Here is a 16,625-nt window from a genome sequence, read left to right as displayed (position 1 = left end):
AAGAGAACAGCATGAACCTGAAAAAGCAGTGGCTGGACTGGCACAACAAGCTCGGATGGTGGGCGCTGGCGGGTATCCTGATATGGGCCACTTCCGGTATCAGCCACCCGATGATGGCCTGGTTTGGGCCGTCGGCGGCCAAGTTCTTCCCGCCCTCGGTGAGCCTAGAGGCCTCTGAACTGGGCAAGCTGCCGGCGCTGCTGGCGGACGGGGAAAAGGTCAGCGGCGCGCGTGTTGTGAAGCTGGTGCCGAGCGTCGGAGCGCCGTTGCTGCAGGTGACCCATTCCGAAACCGAGCCGCGCCGTTATTACGACCTCGACAGCGGCCGTGAAGTGCTCGACGGCGACCTGCACCAAGCCCGCTGGCTGGCGGCCTATTACAGCGGCCGCCCGGCCGATGAGATTGCCGATGTGCAGGTGCAAACCCAGTTCGACAATACCTATCCCTCGGTCAATCGACTGCTTCCGGTGTACCGGATCCGGTTTGAAGGTGATGATGGCCTGACCCTGTTCGTGCACACGGAAACGGCGGCCCTGGCCTCCATGACCGACAGCACAAAAACCCTGATGCAGAGTGTGTTCCGCCAGCTGCACACCTTTGCCTGGCTGGACGATCTGGAATACGGCCGCCTGATCCTGATCGGCCTGCTGATGCTGACCCTGTTTGCTTTTGCGGCCACTGGGCTCGCACTGGTATTTGCCCTGAAGCACAGGAAAATCAAAGACGGCAAACGCCGCTATCACCGCCTGCTCGGCTATGTGCTGTGGCTGCCGCTACTGGGCTGGTCCGCGAGCGGTTTCTATCACCTGCTGCAGTCCTCTCTGGTGGAGTCGGTGCAGGGGCTGCGCCTCGGCGAAGCGGGGGAGTACCGAAACCTGAATACGGACTTTGCCTGGGTAAACGCGCTGGATGGCCGCGCCATCAACAGTCTGTCGCTGATTCGCGGCGCAGAGGGCATGCCGATGTACCGCGTGGGCCTGGCTCCGGCACAAAGTGCAGCGCCCGGCAATCGCAACCAGCGTTTTGATGGCCGCCCATCGGAAGCGGGATCCCTGTTTGTGGATGCGCGCAGTGGCCAGTTACTGACCGAATTTGGTGACCGCGAACAGGCCCAGCTGCTGGCTGCGCGGCTTGCCGGTATTCGGCCCGAGGATATCGCCGGTATGTCGCTGGTGACCCGCTACGGGCCGGGCTACGACTTTCGCAACAAGCGCCTGCCGGTGTGGCAGGTGGACGTCGCCAATGACGATAAGACCATGCTGTTTGTGGATCCGGTGACCGGGGTTCTGGTGGATCAGTCCCGTGGCGTCGATCGTGTCGAGAGCCTGTCTTTCTCCCTGTTGCACAAATGGAGCCACCTGACCCCGTTTACCGGTCGTCAGGTGCGGGATTACCTGATCGTCGCCACTCTGCTGGTGTTGATCGGCAGCAGTGTGATCGGCGGTGTGATGCTCGCGGGGCGCCGTAAAAAGGCGGTGCGCAAATCCCGGAGCGCGAGTACTGGCCCAATGCCCGCCCCCGCGACACAATAGCAATATACGTTTTACCGAGTAGATTGCCCGTGTCATCCCCAGTGCCGCCCTTGGGTGGAGACAAAACCATCATCACCAACCTGCGGCGTCTTACGGCGCTGCGGGCCATCGCGCTCTCGGCCTATATCGGTGTCAGCCTGTGGCTGGCGGATTCTCTCAGTGGCAGTGCACTGGTGTTTGTAGTACTGGGAGTGGTAACCACACTGATCAGCGGCTGGCGCGCGCGCGGAAGCGTTGCGGTGGGGCGGCGGGAGTTTTTCGGTCACCTGCTGATGGACTGGCTGTGGCTGCCGCCGTTGCTGGCCTTTAGCGGCGGCGCTGCCAATCCCTTCGTCACCTATCTGCTGGTTCCCCTGACTATCGCCGCGGCCACCCAGCCGCGCTTTTTTGCCTGGCTGATGGCCGCCATCAGTATCGCCATCTACACCGGGTTGATGGTGTTTTTTCCCGGTGTGGAGAGTGGGCACGGTGCTCACGCCGGCCACAACATGAGTCACGCCAGTGAGGGCAGTGATTTTTATCAACACCTGATCGGCATGTGGGCAACCTTCACCTTCTCTGCGCTGCTTATCGCCGGCTTCGTCAACAGCATGGCGGAGGCCCTGCGCAGCCGCGATCGCCACCTGCACAAGTTGCGACAGGAGCAGGCGCGGCGCGATCAGGTCCTTTCTCTGGGGACGCTGGCGGCGGGCACTGCCCACGAGTTGGCCTCGCCCCTGCAGACGATCGGGTTGCTGGTGGAGGAATTACAGGCGCAACAGCAGGACTTTTCCGAGCCGGTAAAAGACGATCTGGAATTGCTGCAGCAGCAGGTCAATCTGTGCAAGCAGGCCCTGGAGCAGCTGAAAAGCCGCGCGCGGGACCCTGCGGGCAGTGAAGAGCTGCAGTCGGTGGCGGCGTTTATCGAGCGCAGCCTGGAACGCTGGCAGCTGCTGCGCCCGGACGCGCGCTTCACACTGCAGCAGCGTGGTTCCAATCATCAACAGGCGCGCCTGCCGCTGACCCTGGAGCAGACCCTGATCAATATTCTGAACAATGCCCTGGATGCATCTCTGGCTGCAGATATTCCACAACCGGTGGCCCTCGATGTGGACTGGAGCAGAGATCGCCTGCGCATCGAAATTGCCGACAGTGGCCGCGGGCTCGAATCTGAGAACCCGACTGCGGAATCCGGTGGTTTCGGTATCGGACTGATCCTGTGCAAAACCGCTCTTGCGCAGCTTGGCGGCAAGTTGACGCTGACCGCGCGCAAGGATGTTCCGGGTACGGTCGCCACCATCGAACTGCCACTGGAAAACGAACATGAGGAGGCCCTGTGAGTCGCTCCAGCCCACGACTACTCATCGTCGACGATGAATCCGGTACCCGCAATATGCTGGAGCGGGCCATGTCGCGCCGGGGCTTTGACACCCGGGTGGCAGAGTCGGTGGATGAAGCGCAGGGGCTGGTCGCGCGGGAAAAATTTGATTGCGCACTACTGGATCTGAAAATTCACCACGACAGTGGGCTGGAGCTGATAGCGCCACTGCGTTCGGCCAACCCGCGTGCGCGGATCATCGTGCTGACCGGTTATTCCAGTATTCCAACCGCGGTGGCGGCCATCAAACTGGGGGCAGACGATTACCTGTGCAAACCGGCCGGAGGCGATCAACTGGTGGCGGCGTTGACCGGAGAGCAGCGAGCAGCCGATGTTGTTCCGGAGCTACCGGAAATTGCCAGCGCACCACCGTCGGTCAACCGGCTGGCGTGGGAGCATATTCAGCGGGTGCTGGCGGAAAACGAAGGCAATATTTCCGCAACCGCCCGCGCCCTCGGGATGCACCGGCGGACCCTGCAGCGCAAATTGCAGAAACGGCCGAAAGGGCAGTAACTCTTTTCCCACTCCTCCGTCCAATCTCTCCATACCAGCCCCAGAGTCGGGATGATGAGATCCACCGTCATGCCGGACTTGATCCGGCATCCAGCCCGCAACCAGCCGAGTACTCCGCTTCCTAGATCCCGGCCTACACCGGGGTTACGTCGTTTTAAGGCAGAAAATGTTCCAGCTGCCGCCCGCCGCCCTTGATCTCCCGCTCCATCAAGTAGTGGGCCAGGGCACGCTTCTGGCTGTTACTGAAACCGTAATTGGGCATCGGCGGCGTGGGGGTGTCGAAGTAATCCGCGAGCTGCTTGATGGTATAGCGACGGCTCAGGTCTTTTAATGGAAGCTGCTGGTGGCAGCGTGTGCAATTGCGACGCTCGAAGATCTGCGCGCCCTGACGGGCGGCACTACTGTCGATAGCGAGTGGCTTTTTGGGGGCGCTGATGGGCGCGCGTTTATCCTCCGGCGCTGTATCTGCACCGGAGGCTGTCCCCGCACGCACGCGATAGATTGCACCGGCGTAGTCGTCGGAAATATAGATATTGCCCCGCACATCTTCGGCGATATCCACCGGTCGACCGTATACCGTTTCGCGATCTTCGCCTAAAAAGCCCCAGATAAAATCCTCCGCACGAATCTGTCCATCCTCACCCCAGTGCAGAGCCAGCACCTTGTAGCCGTCTTTCACATCCCGGTTCCAGGAGCCGTGCAGTGCCACCAGTGCAGCGTCGCGGAAGGCGGCCGGTTGCAGGGGGCTGCGTAAAAAGCGCATCCCCAGCGGTGCATTGTGCGCACGGAATTCAAATACCGGTGGAATGGACCTTTTAATCATCTGTTGGATACGTGCTCCGCCTTTCACGCCGAGGTCCGGATCTGGAATACGGTCGCCATTGGCGTAGGGCCAGCCGTAAAAGCCGTCTTTCTCAATACGGTTCAGTTCACAGGGAGGGAAATCGTTACCGAGCCAGTCGCGGCCATTGTCTGTAGCGTAGAGGGCGCCATCTTTAGGAGACCAGTCGAAACCGACGCTATTGCGCAGGCCGGTGGCGAATATCTCGAAATGGCTACCGTCCGGTCGAAAGCGCATGATCGTTGCGCGCTGCGGGTCTTCTTCTGCGCAGACATTGCAGGTAGAGCCGCTGGAAAGATACATCCAGCCATCCGGCCCCATGCCGATGGTTTTGGTCCAGTGATTTCCGGTATCGGCAAGGCCGCTCACGACCTTCTGGTAACTACCGGCGATACGGCCATCCGAGTGGTCGAACGGGACCCGGCCAACGCCGTCGCTCTCTGCGATGTACAGCCAGTCTTCAAACAGTGCCAGACCATGAGGGCGCTTGAGTCCGTCGATCAGTACCCGCTTGCCATCCGCCTTACCATCGCGGTTGCGGTCACTCAGAAGCAGGCTGACCTGACCGAGCTTGGGTTGTGATACCAATAGATCGCCATTGCGGGTAATCGTCATAAAACGCGCATTGGGTACCTCATCGTCAAACAGCTCCAGGTGAAACCCGTCAGCAACTTTTAGTTGATGCTGTACTGTGTCATCGCTGGTGCTGGCGCCGAACAATTGGCCCCAGGGTACATTCACCCCCGGCACCCACCCCAGTGACAGGGCTAAAACCAGCACAAACACCCCAATGGCGCCAAATGCAGCGAAAAGATAAAAAACTAGCGCTTTTTTCGACGTAGATCTCACAGTTGTCTTGATCTCGTAACAGAAGTAACTATAGTAAGCCGCTGAATGTCGCACAGACGTACCAGTTGCGATACGCGCCACGCGCCTCCCCCGGACCTGATCAGGTTTAATGTGACGACCGTCACTCGCTTGTAAGACATCTCTTACAACAAGTTCAGCACTTTCCCACTACCCTAATTTTCCCATTCGACCATAATGTATTTGCAAGGACGGAGAACGGATTGCAACGGCGGCAAGGACAGGTCACCAAGGATTGGAGACCGCGCTGCCAGCCCGAAAGGATTTGGGCACCATCCTGTGAGACGCACCGCTTGGGCCGGATTGCTCAAGCGGTGTTTTACATCCTGAGCCTGCAAAATTTCTTTCCTTCCTGAACTCGCCGTATGGTTCTTCTTGTTTTAACGCTTTCACATCTTGTCTATACAGGCTCGCTGCGGCTGTTTGGTAGATTTCTGCAGCGGATTGCCTCCACTGTCTGGAAATCGTAACAAACCTCCGCTTTAATCAGAGCAAGCCGGTCCAATTTTATGACTGGTGGGTATGAGGAGGATAACGAATTCAGTAATCAAATGCTGTACCCGTTCGTACCGCAACCACCCGCTCATCACTGGTGGTCTAGCCTCCATCGGCTCCAGAATTCGCTCCATTCCTCCCGCGCATCGAATTCTTCCTCTCTCTCCGCTTCTTTCTCCAAGTCTTCTGTCCACGTTTTCCCTGACAACTTTTTAAATTCCCCGAGCCTCGCCGGACTGTCCGCGGGGCTTTGTTGTTTATTGAATGGTTTCCTGAGCTCGCAAAAACGGGAGGTGAACTCATGCAAGCGCAAATCCTGAGGCTGAATCTCGCCGGCCAACCCCTCGAATGGCTGACCTGGGAAGAAGCCGCCTGTTTGTATGTGCGGGAACTGGTCACCTGGACTCTTGGTGGTGTTGTACAGACGGTACATGGGGGAATTAACCGCCTCGGTGAGCGCTCAACCCTTGACCTCGCCGCCATCATCGCCTGCGGTGGCGACCGCATGGCCCGCCCCCGAACCCGCCCGCCCCTCACCAACCGCGCCCTGTTCGCGCGGGATCAGCACCTGTGCCTGTACTGCGGTAACGGATTCCCCATCCGCGAACTCACCCGCGACCATATTCACCCCGTCTCCAAAGGCGGCCGTGATACCTGGGAAAACGTCGTCACCGCCTGCCGGCGCTGCAATCAGCACAAGGGCAACCGGCTGTTGGAAAATATCGACATGGAACTACTGGCGCTGCCATTTGTTCCCAATGCGGCGGAATACCTGGCACTTACCAACAGTGCGCGGATTCGTGGAGATCAGATGGAGTTTTTACGGGGGCAGTTTTCGAGAAAACGGCAGGAAGGGTGGCTGGAAAATGGGCTGCCGCAGGTCAGTTGAGTAGGTTTATTTGAAGGGAATTGTGAAGGTGACGATGCCGGGTGCAGCTTTGTAGGCCTTCCGCGAGAGGGGCCGAAGGCGCCGTGAATCCGTGGAGCGGCCGGGCCACCTCGTGGAAGAGCCCCCATGGATGGGTTATCGGGGGGGCGCCTAGCTCGTGTCTTACAAAGCTGCACCCGGTAGCGTCACCGCCACCGGGATAAGTTACTGGACTGCACTTCGGATGAGAGTACCGAGATAAGATGAAAAATCATGCCCCTGGTTTTGCAGCATTTTCGGGAACATCGAAATAGAAGTCATCCCCGGAAAGGTATTTACCTCATTCAGATAAATCTCCCCGTCATCCGTCAGAAAGAAATCAATCCGCGAAAGGTCCTTTAACTGTAAACCCACAAACGCCCGCTTAGACGCCTCGCGAATCCATCCCAGCTGTGCATCCGACAAGCCCTCCGCCACCACATGGGTCCGCGCCCGGCTGGCCTCCGCGTACTTTTCCTCGTAACTATAAAATGTATCCTCCGGCGCACACACCTCACCCGGCGGCGTCACAACCAATTCGCCGTCATAGATGTAAGCCGCCACCTCCAGCTCCCGCACCTTAAGACACTTCTCCACCAGCACATAGGGCGACAGTTTGAACGCCTCCCGCAAAGCCCCATCCAGAGCCTCCGGATCGCTCACCTTGTAACAACCCACCGAAGACCCCTGGTTCGACGCCTTCACAAACACCGAACCCCATTGCTTCAATGCATCCTGCGCCTTCGCCGCCTCCTCTGCATTGTCCGCACACAGAAACTGATACGGGGTATTGTCGATCCCAAGGGCCGTCAGCCAAAGCTTGGTAGTGATCTTGTTAAAACAGATCTTGCTCGCCTCAGGCCCGCAGCCGAAATAGGGTAGTCCGAGAATTTCCAGCTGCGATTGCAGATCGCCGGTTTCGCCCGGATAGCCGTGAATCGCCGGGACTACATAATCCACCGGCTGCGCACTGCCGGAATTGCCGCCCGATGCGCTGTACAACAGCTTGTCTGAGCGTAACTCCCGTACCTGGTCATTCTCATCCACAAAGCGGCCATCGCCGTCCATGGTGACCCGGGTCAGCTGGACCGTCGGTGATTTCGCCAGTTCCCGTTGGATAAAATCCGCGGTGCGCAGGGAAACATCGTGCTCACTGCCGCCACCGCCGCAGATCAGCAAAACGTGAATGGTCCGTGATGGGGTGCTATTTGGGGCCTGTGTATTCATCTGGCTCTCATCAGTTGTTCGGCTCTGCCGGTGCCGTCAGTACCTGGGCGCACTGAGTGGGCATTTCTGGTTTCTTAGGCGGTTTTTCCGGCTTGGGTTTGGTGGGCGCGGTACCGTTTAGAATGGCGTAAAATTCATCGCTAAACCACCAGTCCAGGCCGCCGCCGCAGGGTTTGCCGCGTACCTTCGCCTGCGGCTTGCAATTTTTGTCCCCCGGCGGGCAGTTCAGACGTACATGAAAGTGGTAATTGTGTCCCCACCAGGGGCGCACCTTGCGCAACCATTCGTTATCGCTCCCTGCAATATTGCACATTTTTCGCTTGATGGTGGGGTGCACGAAGATTCGTGCGACGCGAGGATCTTCCGAGGCGAGACGCAGGATATTGGGAATACGCGGATCCCAGTTTTCCTCCAGCAGTACATGCTTGCGCTCGTCGGCCATGGGGATAGCGGAGATATTGTCCCGCTCCCAGGCTGTCAGCGGGCGCTCGGCGGCGCGCTTATCCTGGGAAAACCAGATATCCGCATCCAGCCCCTGCTGGTGGCTCTTGTGCCCGCTGCTAAACGGTCCGCCACGGGCCATGGACATATCACCGATCTGCAGCCGACCGAGGTTGTTTTCTTCCACGGCGTTGGAAAAATCCTTGAGAAACTCCACCAGATACGGATTGCCGTAGTGACGGTCGCGCCCGGTGCGCACCAGCTGAAAGCCTTCGCCGCGCAATGGCATCTGCTCCGCGCCGCTCAGACAGCCGTTGCTGTAGCTGCCGATGCTTTCGGGCAGCTGGTTCGACGGTTTCTTCACCGCTTCCCAGGGGTTTTTGGCGGAAGAGGTGCTCGCCAACAGAGCCAGTGTGGCGGCGGATAGGATTTGAAAGGCTTTCTTGATCTGAGGCGACATGGTTACTGCGGGTACGTCGATTTAGGGTTTGGTGGTCGAGAAATTATAGAGGTTCCGTCCGCTAGTTCTGTGGAAGTATCCGCTTTCGTGGTTTTTGGCGGTTGTCGGCTATTGAGGGGCGGCTTGGCTGGCCGGTGCTCTCTCGCTAGACACGCCGTGAACCCATCCCTGGGGGCTCTGCACCGCCGTCCATGGCGGTGAAGGTCTAGCGAGAGAGCCCCGGCCATCCAAGCCTTCAGAACTACCCAATCCCTTGCCAACTGGTTTGAGGGTGAAAAACTCTAGAGAGCTATAAAACTTCCCGACAAGCCGCCACCAGCGCCTGCATTTCCTCATCGGTTCCAATGCTGATACGCAAGTACTCACTAATCCGCGGCTTGTTGAAATAGCGCACGATGATATTGCGTTCGCGCAGGGCGTTGAACAGATCCTCTGCGGAAATTTTTTGGGGCTTGGCAAAGATAAAGTTGGCGGTGGAAGGGACGATATCGAAACCGATCTCGGTCAGCTCAGAGCAGGTCCACTCGCGGGTCGCGATCACCTTGGCGCAGTTGTCCGCCAGCCACTCCCGGTCGGCAATTGCCGCCGTCGCGACTTTCTGTGCAATACCGTCGATAGGGTAGGAGTTGAAGGAGTTCTTTGCCCGGTTCAGCCCCTCGATCAGGTGCGCCTGGCCCATGGCATAACCCAGGCGCAAACCCGCCAGGGCGTGGGATTTGGACAGGGTGTGAATCACCAGCAGGTTCGGGTAGCGGTCGATCAGGGCGACCGCACTCTCGCCACCAAAATCAATATAGGCCTCGTCGATCACCACCACCCGCTCCGGGTGCAATTGCAGCAGCTTCTCGATTTCTGCCAGCGGCAAATAGCGTCCGGTCGGGGCATTGGGGTTGGGGATAATCACGCCGCCGGCGTTATCGATGGCAAAGTCTTCTACCGCGATGGAGAAGTCGTCCCGCAGGGGCAGCTTTTGTGACTCGATGCCGTAAAACTGGCAGTAGACGGGATAAAAGCTGTAGGTGATGTCCGGGTACAGTAGCGGCTCCGGGCGCTGGAAGAAGCTGTAGAAAGCGTGCGCCAGTACCTCGTCGGAACCGTTGCCCACAAACACCTGCTCCGGTGACAGATCGAACTGGGCGGCGATGGTCTCGCGCAGCTGGGTGGATTCCGGGTCCGGGTAGAGGCGCAGATGGGCAGCCAGGCCTTCTTCCTGCAGCACCGCCTGCGCCTTGGGAGAGGGCGGGTAGGGGCTCTCGTTGGTATTCAGCTTGATCAGGCGCGCGGTGGTCTTGGGCTGCTCGCCGGGGACATACGGCTGCAGCTTCGCCACCGCGGGGCTCCAGAAAAGGCTGTGATCTTTATTGGACTCGGTCATGACATTCACTCCTTGTGCGCGCCAGAAGGCAGCGGCGCGCGGAGATTTTATGCGTTCACGGCACAGAGTTCGACGGTTGGGCCAGATTAAGTGGGCATTTACTCGCCGCGTACCTCCAGATCCGATTCCGTCGCCTTGCTGGCGGTTTTTTTCTTGCCAGACTCCTGATCCAGTGGGATATCGAACAGCGCCGGCGTGGAGGCCAGGAACTCTTCCAGAGGCACCGGCTTGCGCCACAGCAGGCTTTTGGACTTCAGCTCCTTGGACACCTCAGGGGAGTCGCTGAACTCGTCCATCTTGCCAATCTCGACCGCCGCGGCAAAGCCCAGGAAGCACCAGGGCAGCAGTACCGAGGCCACCAGCCGCCAGTGTGGAGCGATATTCAGCGCGAGATAGGCCGCGCACCACAGCATCACCGGCAGGATTACCGCCAATGCCAGGATATTCAGCAGTGGCAGCGCCTGGTGCAGGTTGAAGTTGAAGTTGAGCAGGGAGCCAAACCACTGCCAGGCGGCATAGACCAGCGCCGCGGTGGCAGCGATGGAAAGGTGCGCGAGGAAGTGCGCCTCGTGCTTGACCACCTTGCCGATAAAGGCCCAGGCCGCGGCGTAAATCAGCAGCCCGATCACCGCGTCGGTGAGTACTTCCACCGCCCCGGTCCACTCGAATTCCATGGTGCTGCCGAGGTAGGCCAGCCACAGGCTGAGCCCTGCCACCAACAGGCACAGGGCGATGGCGACAATTGGCGTTGCCGCCCGGTCAAACACATTTTCCGCCGAGTGCAGGGGGACCGCCGGCGCCACGCTCATTTCCGCATCGATAAAACGCACCCGGCTTTTGCCGATCTGCACTTCGTCACCACACTGGATCTGGCGCTCGCGCACGTCCGCCTGCTTGACGGATTTATCGCGAAAGTTGCGCATCAGGCGCATGCCGTTGAGGCTGTTCAGGTCGCGCAGTACATAGCAGCCGTCTTCATCCTGCACCACTTCCGCGTGTACCGGGTCTACGTGCGGGTCTTCCAGCATTACATCGTTGCTGTAGCAGCGGCCCAGCGTGGCGCGCTCGCCGTTCAGGCGGAAGCGGTTACACACCCGGTGGGCACGATTGATTTCTTCGATAATCAGTGCCATTGAACTTCGCTCGCAAACTTCTGGGTAAAGGCGGTGGCGGATTCCTGGGTAAACCCGGACAGGGTGAAGTGGCTCACCAGGGCGCGGTTGTCGTGATCCACCGTGAGGCTCACATAGAAGACGTCAAACAGCTCCGGGTAGTCCTTGTAGCGGCGCACACAGTAGGAGGTACGTGCGATCACCGGCTCACCGCTGCCGTTGGCCTTGGGCGGTGTTTGCGCCTCGTCGCCGGAGTGCTCGTCGCTTTCTTTGTTTTTTGCACCATCGCCAGAGTGCGTCTTGCCGTTGCGCGGGTGGGTGGTGAACTGCTGCTTGCAGTTAAAGTCGGTTACATCGTCCTCGCCGGCACTGTTGCCGGGGAAGAAGCCGCTCATGTTTTCCTCGTAGGCTGCGTAGAAACGCGAAGACAGAAAGTCGTCTTCGGACTCGAGCCAGAAGAACTCATATTCCACCCGCCCAGTATCAAAGGTCTCAGATAGATACACCACATCCTGGCCGGTACAGCCCTTGGCCACCTGCTTCACCAGTTCGTCTTCGTCGTCGCTGGTATTTCCCCAGCACTGGATCGAGGGCACGATTTCCCCCACCACCATGGCATCGCCCAGGGGGCGCAGCTGCCATTTGGCGTCAAGGATCTGGTCGATGATGCGCTGCTGGTTTTTGTGCAACTGGCGGTTGATGACGGGTTGCAGTTCCAAGGCCCCGTTGCCTTCGCCGGCGTCTTTTTTATAGTCCAGCAGCAGGGCCACCAGCTTGTCCACCGGTACCAGGAAGCTGATCTGGTTGCCCGCAGTGGCTACGTTGATGCCCACCACCTGGCCATTGCGATTGATTACCGGGCCGCCGCTCATACCGGGGTTGATGGAGCCGGAGAAATGAATGCGGTCGTAAAAGCTGCCACCGGCGATGCCGTTGTAAGTGCCGGGGACGATGGTCATCCCCAGGTCCAGCGGGTTACCCATGGAGACAATGGTTTCGCCCTTGCTCGGCGCCTGACTGGCCAGCTGCAGGAAATCCGGGCCGGGCTTACCCTTCTGGCGCAGGATTGCCAGATCGTTGACCACGTCCACATCCAACAGCTCAAGCTCGCCTTCCTTGCCATCCACCGACAGGTATTTAAGGACGTACTTGTCGGTATCGTGCACCGCCTCGGAGACTACGTGGTAATTGGTGGCGATCAGGCCGTCTTTGGAAATCTGGAAGCCGGAACCCAACCCCGCCTTGGAATTGGAAGAAAGCTCGATCAGGCGAATCTGATACAGGCTGCCGCGGTAATCGCTGTACAGCTGTTCATAACTCTGTGCCTGGGCGATGGATGCATAAAGCCACAGCGCGATAAAAGCCACAAAGGCGTGGGAAAAGGCGCGGTAATTCTGGCGCGAAAACATTCTCGTCATTGTGGACTCGTGAGTATGGATAAGTCAGCGCTGATTAAATTATGGGCGAAATGACCGCCGATCTTACGGGATCCGCTGCGCACCAACAAGCAATCGTCCCGAAAGGCACAAACCTGTCTCGCGCACAGGGTATCGACTTCACAGTGTAGTGAAACCTCCGCAAAGCGTTGCGGCTTCACCGCAGGCCGGACTTGATCTGACATCCCGCGCAGAACCACTTCCCCGTCATGCCGGTGCCCTGGTGGCGGAAAAAACATCAGGCTGAGGAATAAATCCGCACCCGTGTAATTGCGTGTAATGGCGTGTGATCGACCTGTAATGGCGAAATCCGTAAATTTCACCTCAAGGTTGAAGGGGACGCGATGCCCGGCCCTCACAGGAGCCGCGGCAAGGTGGATTGCAGACACCCTGTTTCCGGTGTCCGTTACGGAAAACGGATCTACGGATAAGGATCAGCGGGAGCGAAGGATCTGCTCTCGTCATCGGCAAACAGCAAAGCGCTCTTTAACCATTTTGCCAAAGGATTGGTAGTTACCTGTCTCCGCAGAGCCTAGGCGGCAGGTAACCAGATCAGGAAGACTTCGGCGCAAGCCGAACCGTCAGGCCGGCCCGGTAACCACAGAGCCTAGGAAGCCGGGATCGTGGAAGGGCCTGACAGAGGCACGGATGCCTCATTTCGCTCTTGATAGTGTTGTTGTAACCGTAGATGGCTGGGACCATCTGATTTATACCGGCAGTAAGCTTGCTTACTGCCGGTTTTTTTTAATCAAAGTGTTCTGGAAACCCGCCAACCGGTTGCAGTAAGCTATGTGACGCAGTTCTCGTCCTGAGTCTGCGTCTGATTCAGATATTTTCCAAGACCATTGATCCCCTGGGCGGTTTGCAGGGCAGGTGAGCAATCGCTCGCTGATTACAATTATAGGGATGACAACATGACTAGTGCCGAACAGAAGTGTGCGGACCTGAATACCCTCAACTGGAACTTCCCAGAAGACGGCCGCAAAATCAAACTGGTATTGAAACCAAAACCCGCCGCAAACGGTATTCCCCAGTACTGGCAGCTGAATGAAGTGGGTAACCTGAGCCCGGATGAAGCATTTGGCAATATGGATTTCAAGATCAAGCGCGACGAGGGCGCGCTGACGTTGATTGTAACTCTGGATACTTCCGAGTTTGGTATCGACGATCTGCAGTTTACGGACTTGAGCGGCCGCGGGCAGATGGACGGCATTGTTGCGCTAACCCCGAACTTCAAGCACCAGTTCCGCTCGCGGGTCAAAAAAGGCAGCGACGGTAAAACGCTGCGTATCAAGATCTGGGATGTGGAAGAAGTGCCGGATGACTTCTCTTTCCTCTGGTTTTGCTATAGCCCGTCTTTGGATGCGCATTTTGTTTCCGGTGATCCTAGGACGCGAATCGAACCGCTTTAATCAGTTGCAGATTGTCGCTGTTACCTCTTCTAGAGCTTGGGGGTGGGCGCAGAGCAGCTGGAAGGCTGGCAATTTAAACCACTCTGCGCTCATACCCTGATCTAAAAGCTCTTTGATATATAAGTTGGCAGATCGCCACTCGCCAGCAGTCGCATAGATTTGACTCGCCGCATGTTTGATGAATGTATCTTCGGGGTTTTCTCTGAGTAGCTTAGTTATTAGTAATATTGCCTCGTTAATATTGTTTGTATTGGCAAGCGCGATAGCTCTATATTGTAAGCTATCAAGTGAGGTTGCCTCACTTGATAGCTCCAGCACTAGCTGGAAATATTTGGTGGCTTTCGTGCGTTCATGTAGCGCCAAATAGGTTTCAGCAAGTTGTCCGGTGGTTGGGATGTCCTTTGGTGCTTGCTCTAATGCTTTTCGAAATTCTGGAAGGGCTTTATGGTACTTTTCTTGTAAAAAGTAGGCAGTTCCGAGATTAGATTTGGTGCGCCAACCTCGCTGCTGCTCGGGAATTGAGGTAATGGCACTCTCTGCAGCCTCGAGATTCCCGCTTTCGAGCTCTATAACGCCAAGTAGCGAGTAGGATGACCAATGTTTCGGGAAGTTTTTGGCGATCCTTCTTAGGGTGGTGCGTGCATTGTGGTAATCGCCACTGGCTGTCTGATTCATGGCCACCAGATAAAAGTTGTCGGCGGATGGGTTGAGTTCAGCAGCTTCTTGAGCTTCGCGTAGACCTTCTTGATACTGCCCATTTCGATAAAAATATCTTGCGCGCTTACTCTTGAGTTCAGAAATCGGGTAATTAGAAGATTCAAGCTTCGAAATGAGCTGTCCAAATTTTTCCTGATGATCCCCCAAGCTATAAAGGAATAGCTTTAGCCCGTCAGTAAAAGTCTCATCGATACCGTAGTCTGGAGCTGAATTTAATATTTGAATGGCTGAGTTGAGGGTTAGAGAGTCCCCATTTAAGACATATAGGATTGCCGCGACATCGGTTACGGTGCGGTATATGGTTGTATTTTTAGGGTAAGTACTACCCAGTAGAGAGAGGAGTTTGAAGTCTTCCTTCGTTACATCTTTGCTTTCCAGACGGCCCACTATGTCCAGGTAGCTGCTGTAGTCGCTGTCTGACATCAGCAGTTGCTTTTCACTATGCTTCGAGTAAATCTGCGAAAACAGTGCGGCACTGCTATTTGCGATCCGGTATTCTGCTTCCTGTCGCTTATCGGCTAAAAAGACAAAGCTTGCTTGTTGCTTTACTTGACTGTCGGCGGGGGCTACTCGTTGCAACGCTATTTCGCAGCGAGCTTCTGCGCATTCCAGTTTAGCATGGAGGGCATCGGTAACCCCCTTATCCCTCAACTTTTGCAGCTGCGTCTCAAAATCCTGCCCCGCCTTCGGCGTAAAACTCACCAACGCACTCGCCTTCAACTGCGAAACCGAATTCATCAACGCCTGCCGCACCATGGTCCGCGTCAGCGCCTTGGCATTCTCCTCCCCGCGAATCTCCCCGTTAATCTCCACCGGCATCACCGCAATATACTGCGGTTCCAGCCGGGTGAATTCCTTCCAGCCCCAGTAGCTCCCGGTACTCAATACCAGCGCGGCGGCAACAACCGCCAGCACCCGCTGCCAGCGGCGGCGGGATTTGATTTTGTGGTGGGTAAACAGGTCGGTGAGGGTCGCGGTGTAGTCTTCGCTTTCGGCCTCCAGCCCCTGTTTATGCAGCAGAGCGAAGCCCTGATACACAATCTGCGCACTCTGCGGGCGCATTGCCGGATCTTTCGCAAGTAGCTTGTCCAGCAGTATCGCCAGCGGCTCGGGGATGCCAGCCCAGGCCTGTTGCGGCGGGGTGTGCGGGTCGTTAGTGACGCGGTGGGCCATGGCCAGGGCGCCGGTGTCGTTTTTGCCGAAGGGGCGGCTGCCGGTGAGCAGCTCGTAGGCGATGGTGCCAAGGCTGAACAGGTCGCTGCGGGCATCCAGGGCTTTGCCGAGGATCTGTTCCGGCGACATGGCGGTGATAGTGCCGGCCAGCTGGTTTTCCGCAGTCAGGGTCTGTTCGTCCAGCTGCTGGGATTTGGCGATGCCGAAGTCGGTGATCTTGGCCACCGGTTCGCCCTTGGCGTTTTCCGCAATCAGGATATTGTCGGACTTCAGGTCCCGGTGAATGATGCCCAGGTCGTGGGCCTGCTGCAGGCCCTGGCAGATCTGCATCAGCAGGCTGAGTTTCTGTTGCAGGTTGGGTGTGCGCTCGCGCATCCAGGCGCGCAGGGTTGTGCCCTCGATATATTCCATCACCAGGGCAACGCTGCGGCCGCCATTGTCCAGGGTGTCTTCCAGCACATCGTGCAGGGCGACAATATTGGGGTGATTGAGCTGGGCGAGCAGGCGCGCTTCCTGCTGGATGCGCTGGTGGGCATTGTCACTGGCGGCGTCGGCCTTGAGCCGCTTGATCGCCACCCGCCGGTGCAGCTTGCGGTCTTCCGCCAGGTAGACCACGCCCATGCCCCCGGCACCGAGAGTGCTCTGGATCTGGTAGCGGTCGCTCAGGTGTGGTGCATCGGTTGCGGGAGATTGCGGTGCAACCTCGGAGTCGGCAATGTCCATCTGCGTGTGTTCTTGTTGTGATTGAGCCCGGACCCGT

General features: G+C 57.7%; 12 protein-coding genes. 5 read left to right on the top strand and 7 right to left on the bottom strand.

Going from position 1 to position 16,625, the window contains the following annotated elements; all coding sequences use genetic code 11:
* The first annotated feature begins 11 nt into the window (after positions 1-11).
* The 3 genes from AAFH99_RS16280 to AAFH99_RS16270 are packed head-to-tail and all read left to right on the top strand — an operon-like array spanning position 12 to position 3,402.
* On the top strand, positions 12-1,532 hold the full coding sequence (locus tag AAFH99_RS16280; RefSeq protein WP_043319234.1) for a PepSY domain-containing protein: 1,521 nt from the start codon (positions 12-14) through the stop codon (positions 1,530-1,532).
* A 50-nt stretch (positions 1,533-1,582) separates the two neighbouring features.
* Complete coding sequence (locus AAFH99_RS16275; RefSeq protein ID WP_406828269.1) at positions 1,583-2,851, top strand: sensor histidine kinase; 1,269 nt, start codon at positions 1,583-1,585, stop codon at positions 2,849-2,851.
* A complete protein-coding gene (locus tag AAFH99_RS16270) occupies positions 2,848-3,402 on the top strand; it encodes a response regulator transcription factor (protein ID WP_406828268.1) in 555 nt (184 codons plus the stop codon). The genes AAFH99_RS16275 and AAFH99_RS16270 overlap by 4 nt, the downstream gene beginning before the upstream one ends.
* Before the next feature lie 154 nt (positions 3,403-3,556).
* Here the strand turns inward: AAFH99_RS16270 and AAFH99_RS16265 are convergent, their stop codons facing one another.
* Positions 3,557-5,023, bottom strand: coding sequence for a PQQ-dependent sugar dehydrogenase (locus tag AAFH99_RS16265; protein WP_406828267.1), 1,467 nt, complete (start codon positions 5,021-5,023; stop codon positions 3,557-3,559).
* 883 nt (positions 5,024-5,906) lie between these two features.
* Here AAFH99_RS16265 and AAFH99_RS16260 point away from each other — a divergent pair.
* Positions 5,907-6,494, top strand: a complete 588-nt coding sequence (locus AAFH99_RS16260) for an HNH endonuclease (protein WP_043319224.1) — start codon at positions 5,907-5,909, stop codon at positions 6,492-6,494.
* 204 nt (positions 6,495-6,698) lie between these two features.
* Here the strand turns inward: AAFH99_RS16260 and AAFH99_RS16255 are convergent, their stop codons facing one another.
* The 5 genes from AAFH99_RS16255 to AAFH99_RS16235 all read right to left on the bottom strand — a co-directional run bounded on the left by AAFH99_RS16255 (position 6,699) and on the right by AAFH99_RS16235 (position 12,545).
* Positions 6,699-7,739 carry a D-alanine--D-alanine ligase gene (locus AAFH99_RS16255; RefSeq protein WP_406828266.1) on the bottom strand — a complete coding sequence of 347 codons (1,041 nt, stop codon included), beginning with the start codon at positions 7,737-7,739 and terminating at the stop codon, positions 6,699-6,701.
* 10 nt (positions 7,740-7,749) lie between these two features.
* Positions 7,750-8,640 carry a penicillin-insensitive murein endopeptidase gene (gene mepA / locus AAFH99_RS16250; RefSeq protein ID WP_051687166.1) on the bottom strand — a complete coding sequence of 297 codons (891 nt, stop codon included), beginning with the start codon at positions 8,638-8,640 and terminating at the stop codon, positions 7,750-7,752.
* Between the two features lie 289 nt (positions 8,641-8,929).
* The gene (gene hisC / locus AAFH99_RS16245) at positions 8,930-10,015 is read right to left on the bottom strand and encodes a histidinol-phosphate transaminase (protein ID WP_043319223.1); all 1,086 of its coding nucleotides are present in this window, start codon (positions 10,013-10,015) and stop codon (positions 8,930-8,932) included.
* Between the two features lie 98 nt (positions 10,016-10,113).
* The gene (locus tag AAFH99_RS16240) at positions 10,114-11,148 is read right to left on the bottom strand and encodes an FHA domain-containing protein (RefSeq protein ID WP_406828265.1); all 1,035 of its coding nucleotides are present in this window, start codon (positions 11,146-11,148) and stop codon (positions 10,114-10,116) included.
* Complete coding sequence (locus AAFH99_RS16235) at positions 11,139-12,545, bottom strand: S1C family serine protease (RefSeq protein WP_406828264.1); 1,407 nt, start codon at positions 12,543-12,545, stop codon at positions 11,139-11,141. The genes AAFH99_RS16240 and AAFH99_RS16235 overlap by 10 nt, the downstream gene beginning before the upstream one ends.
* Positions 12,546-13,477: 932 nt before the next feature.
* Between AAFH99_RS16235 and AAFH99_RS16230 the strand changes: the two genes are divergently transcribed.
* Positions 13,478-13,975 carry a hypothetical protein gene (locus tag AAFH99_RS16230; RefSeq protein ID WP_406828263.1) on the top strand — a complete coding sequence of 166 codons (498 nt, stop codon included), beginning with the start codon at positions 13,478-13,480 and terminating at the stop codon, positions 13,973-13,975.
* Here the strand turns inward: AAFH99_RS16230 and AAFH99_RS16225 are convergent, their stop codons facing one another.
* Entirely contained in the window at positions 13,976-16,588 is a 2,613-nt protein-coding gene (locus AAFH99_RS16225) for a protein kinase domain-containing protein (protein WP_406828262.1), read from the bottom strand. It lies immediately after the preceding gene.
* Positions 16,589-16,625: the final 37 nt, after the last annotated feature.

Origin of the sequence: Microbulbifer sp. ARAS458-1 (assembly GCF_045348205.1) — a bacterium.
Taxonomy (GTDB): Bacteria; Pseudomonadota; Gammaproteobacteria; order Pseudomonadales; family Cellvibrionaceae; genus Microbulbifer.
Note: the sequence above shows the minus strand (reverse complement) of the source record. Positions and strands in the feature narration are given on the sequence as shown.

What these genes read in the sequence shown, in the direction of transcription:
- AAFH99_RS16280 (WP_043319234.1), top strand. Translation starts at nt 12, where the DNA reads ATGAACCTGAAAAAGCAGTGGCTGGACTGGCACAACAAGCTCGGATGG.
- AAFH99_RS16260 (WP_043319224.1), top strand. Translation starts at nt 5,907, where the DNA reads ATGCAAGCGCAAATCCTGAGGCTGAATCTCGCCGGCCAACCCCTCGAA.
- AAFH99_RS16255 (WP_406828266.1), bottom strand. Translation starts at nt 7,739, where the DNA reads ATGAATACACAGGCCCCAAATAGCACCCCATCACGGACCATTCACGTT.
- mepA (WP_051687166.1), bottom strand. Translation starts at nt 8,640, where the DNA reads ATGTCGCCTCAGATCAAGAAAGCCTTTCAAATCCTATCCGCCGCCACA.
- hisC (WP_043319223.1), bottom strand. Translation starts at nt 10,015, where the DNA reads ATGACCGAGTCCAATAAAGATCACAGCCTTTTCTGGAGCCCCGCGGTG.
- AAFH99_RS16240 (WP_406828265.1), bottom strand. Translation starts at nt 11,148, where the DNA reads ATGGCACTGATTATCGAAGAAATCAATCGTGCCCACCGGGTGTGTAAC.
- AAFH99_RS16235 (WP_406828264.1), bottom strand. Translation starts at nt 12,545, where the DNA reads ATGACGAGAATGTTTTCGCGCCAGAATTACCGCGCCTTTTCCCACGCC.
- AAFH99_RS16230 (WP_406828263.1), top strand. Translation starts at nt 13,478, where the DNA reads ATGACTAGTGCCGAACAGAAGTGTGCGGACCTGAATACCCTCAACTGG.
- AAFH99_RS16225 (WP_406828262.1), bottom strand. Translation starts at nt 16,588, where the DNA reads ATGGACATTGCCGACTCCGAGGTTGCACCGCAATCTCCCGCAACCGAT.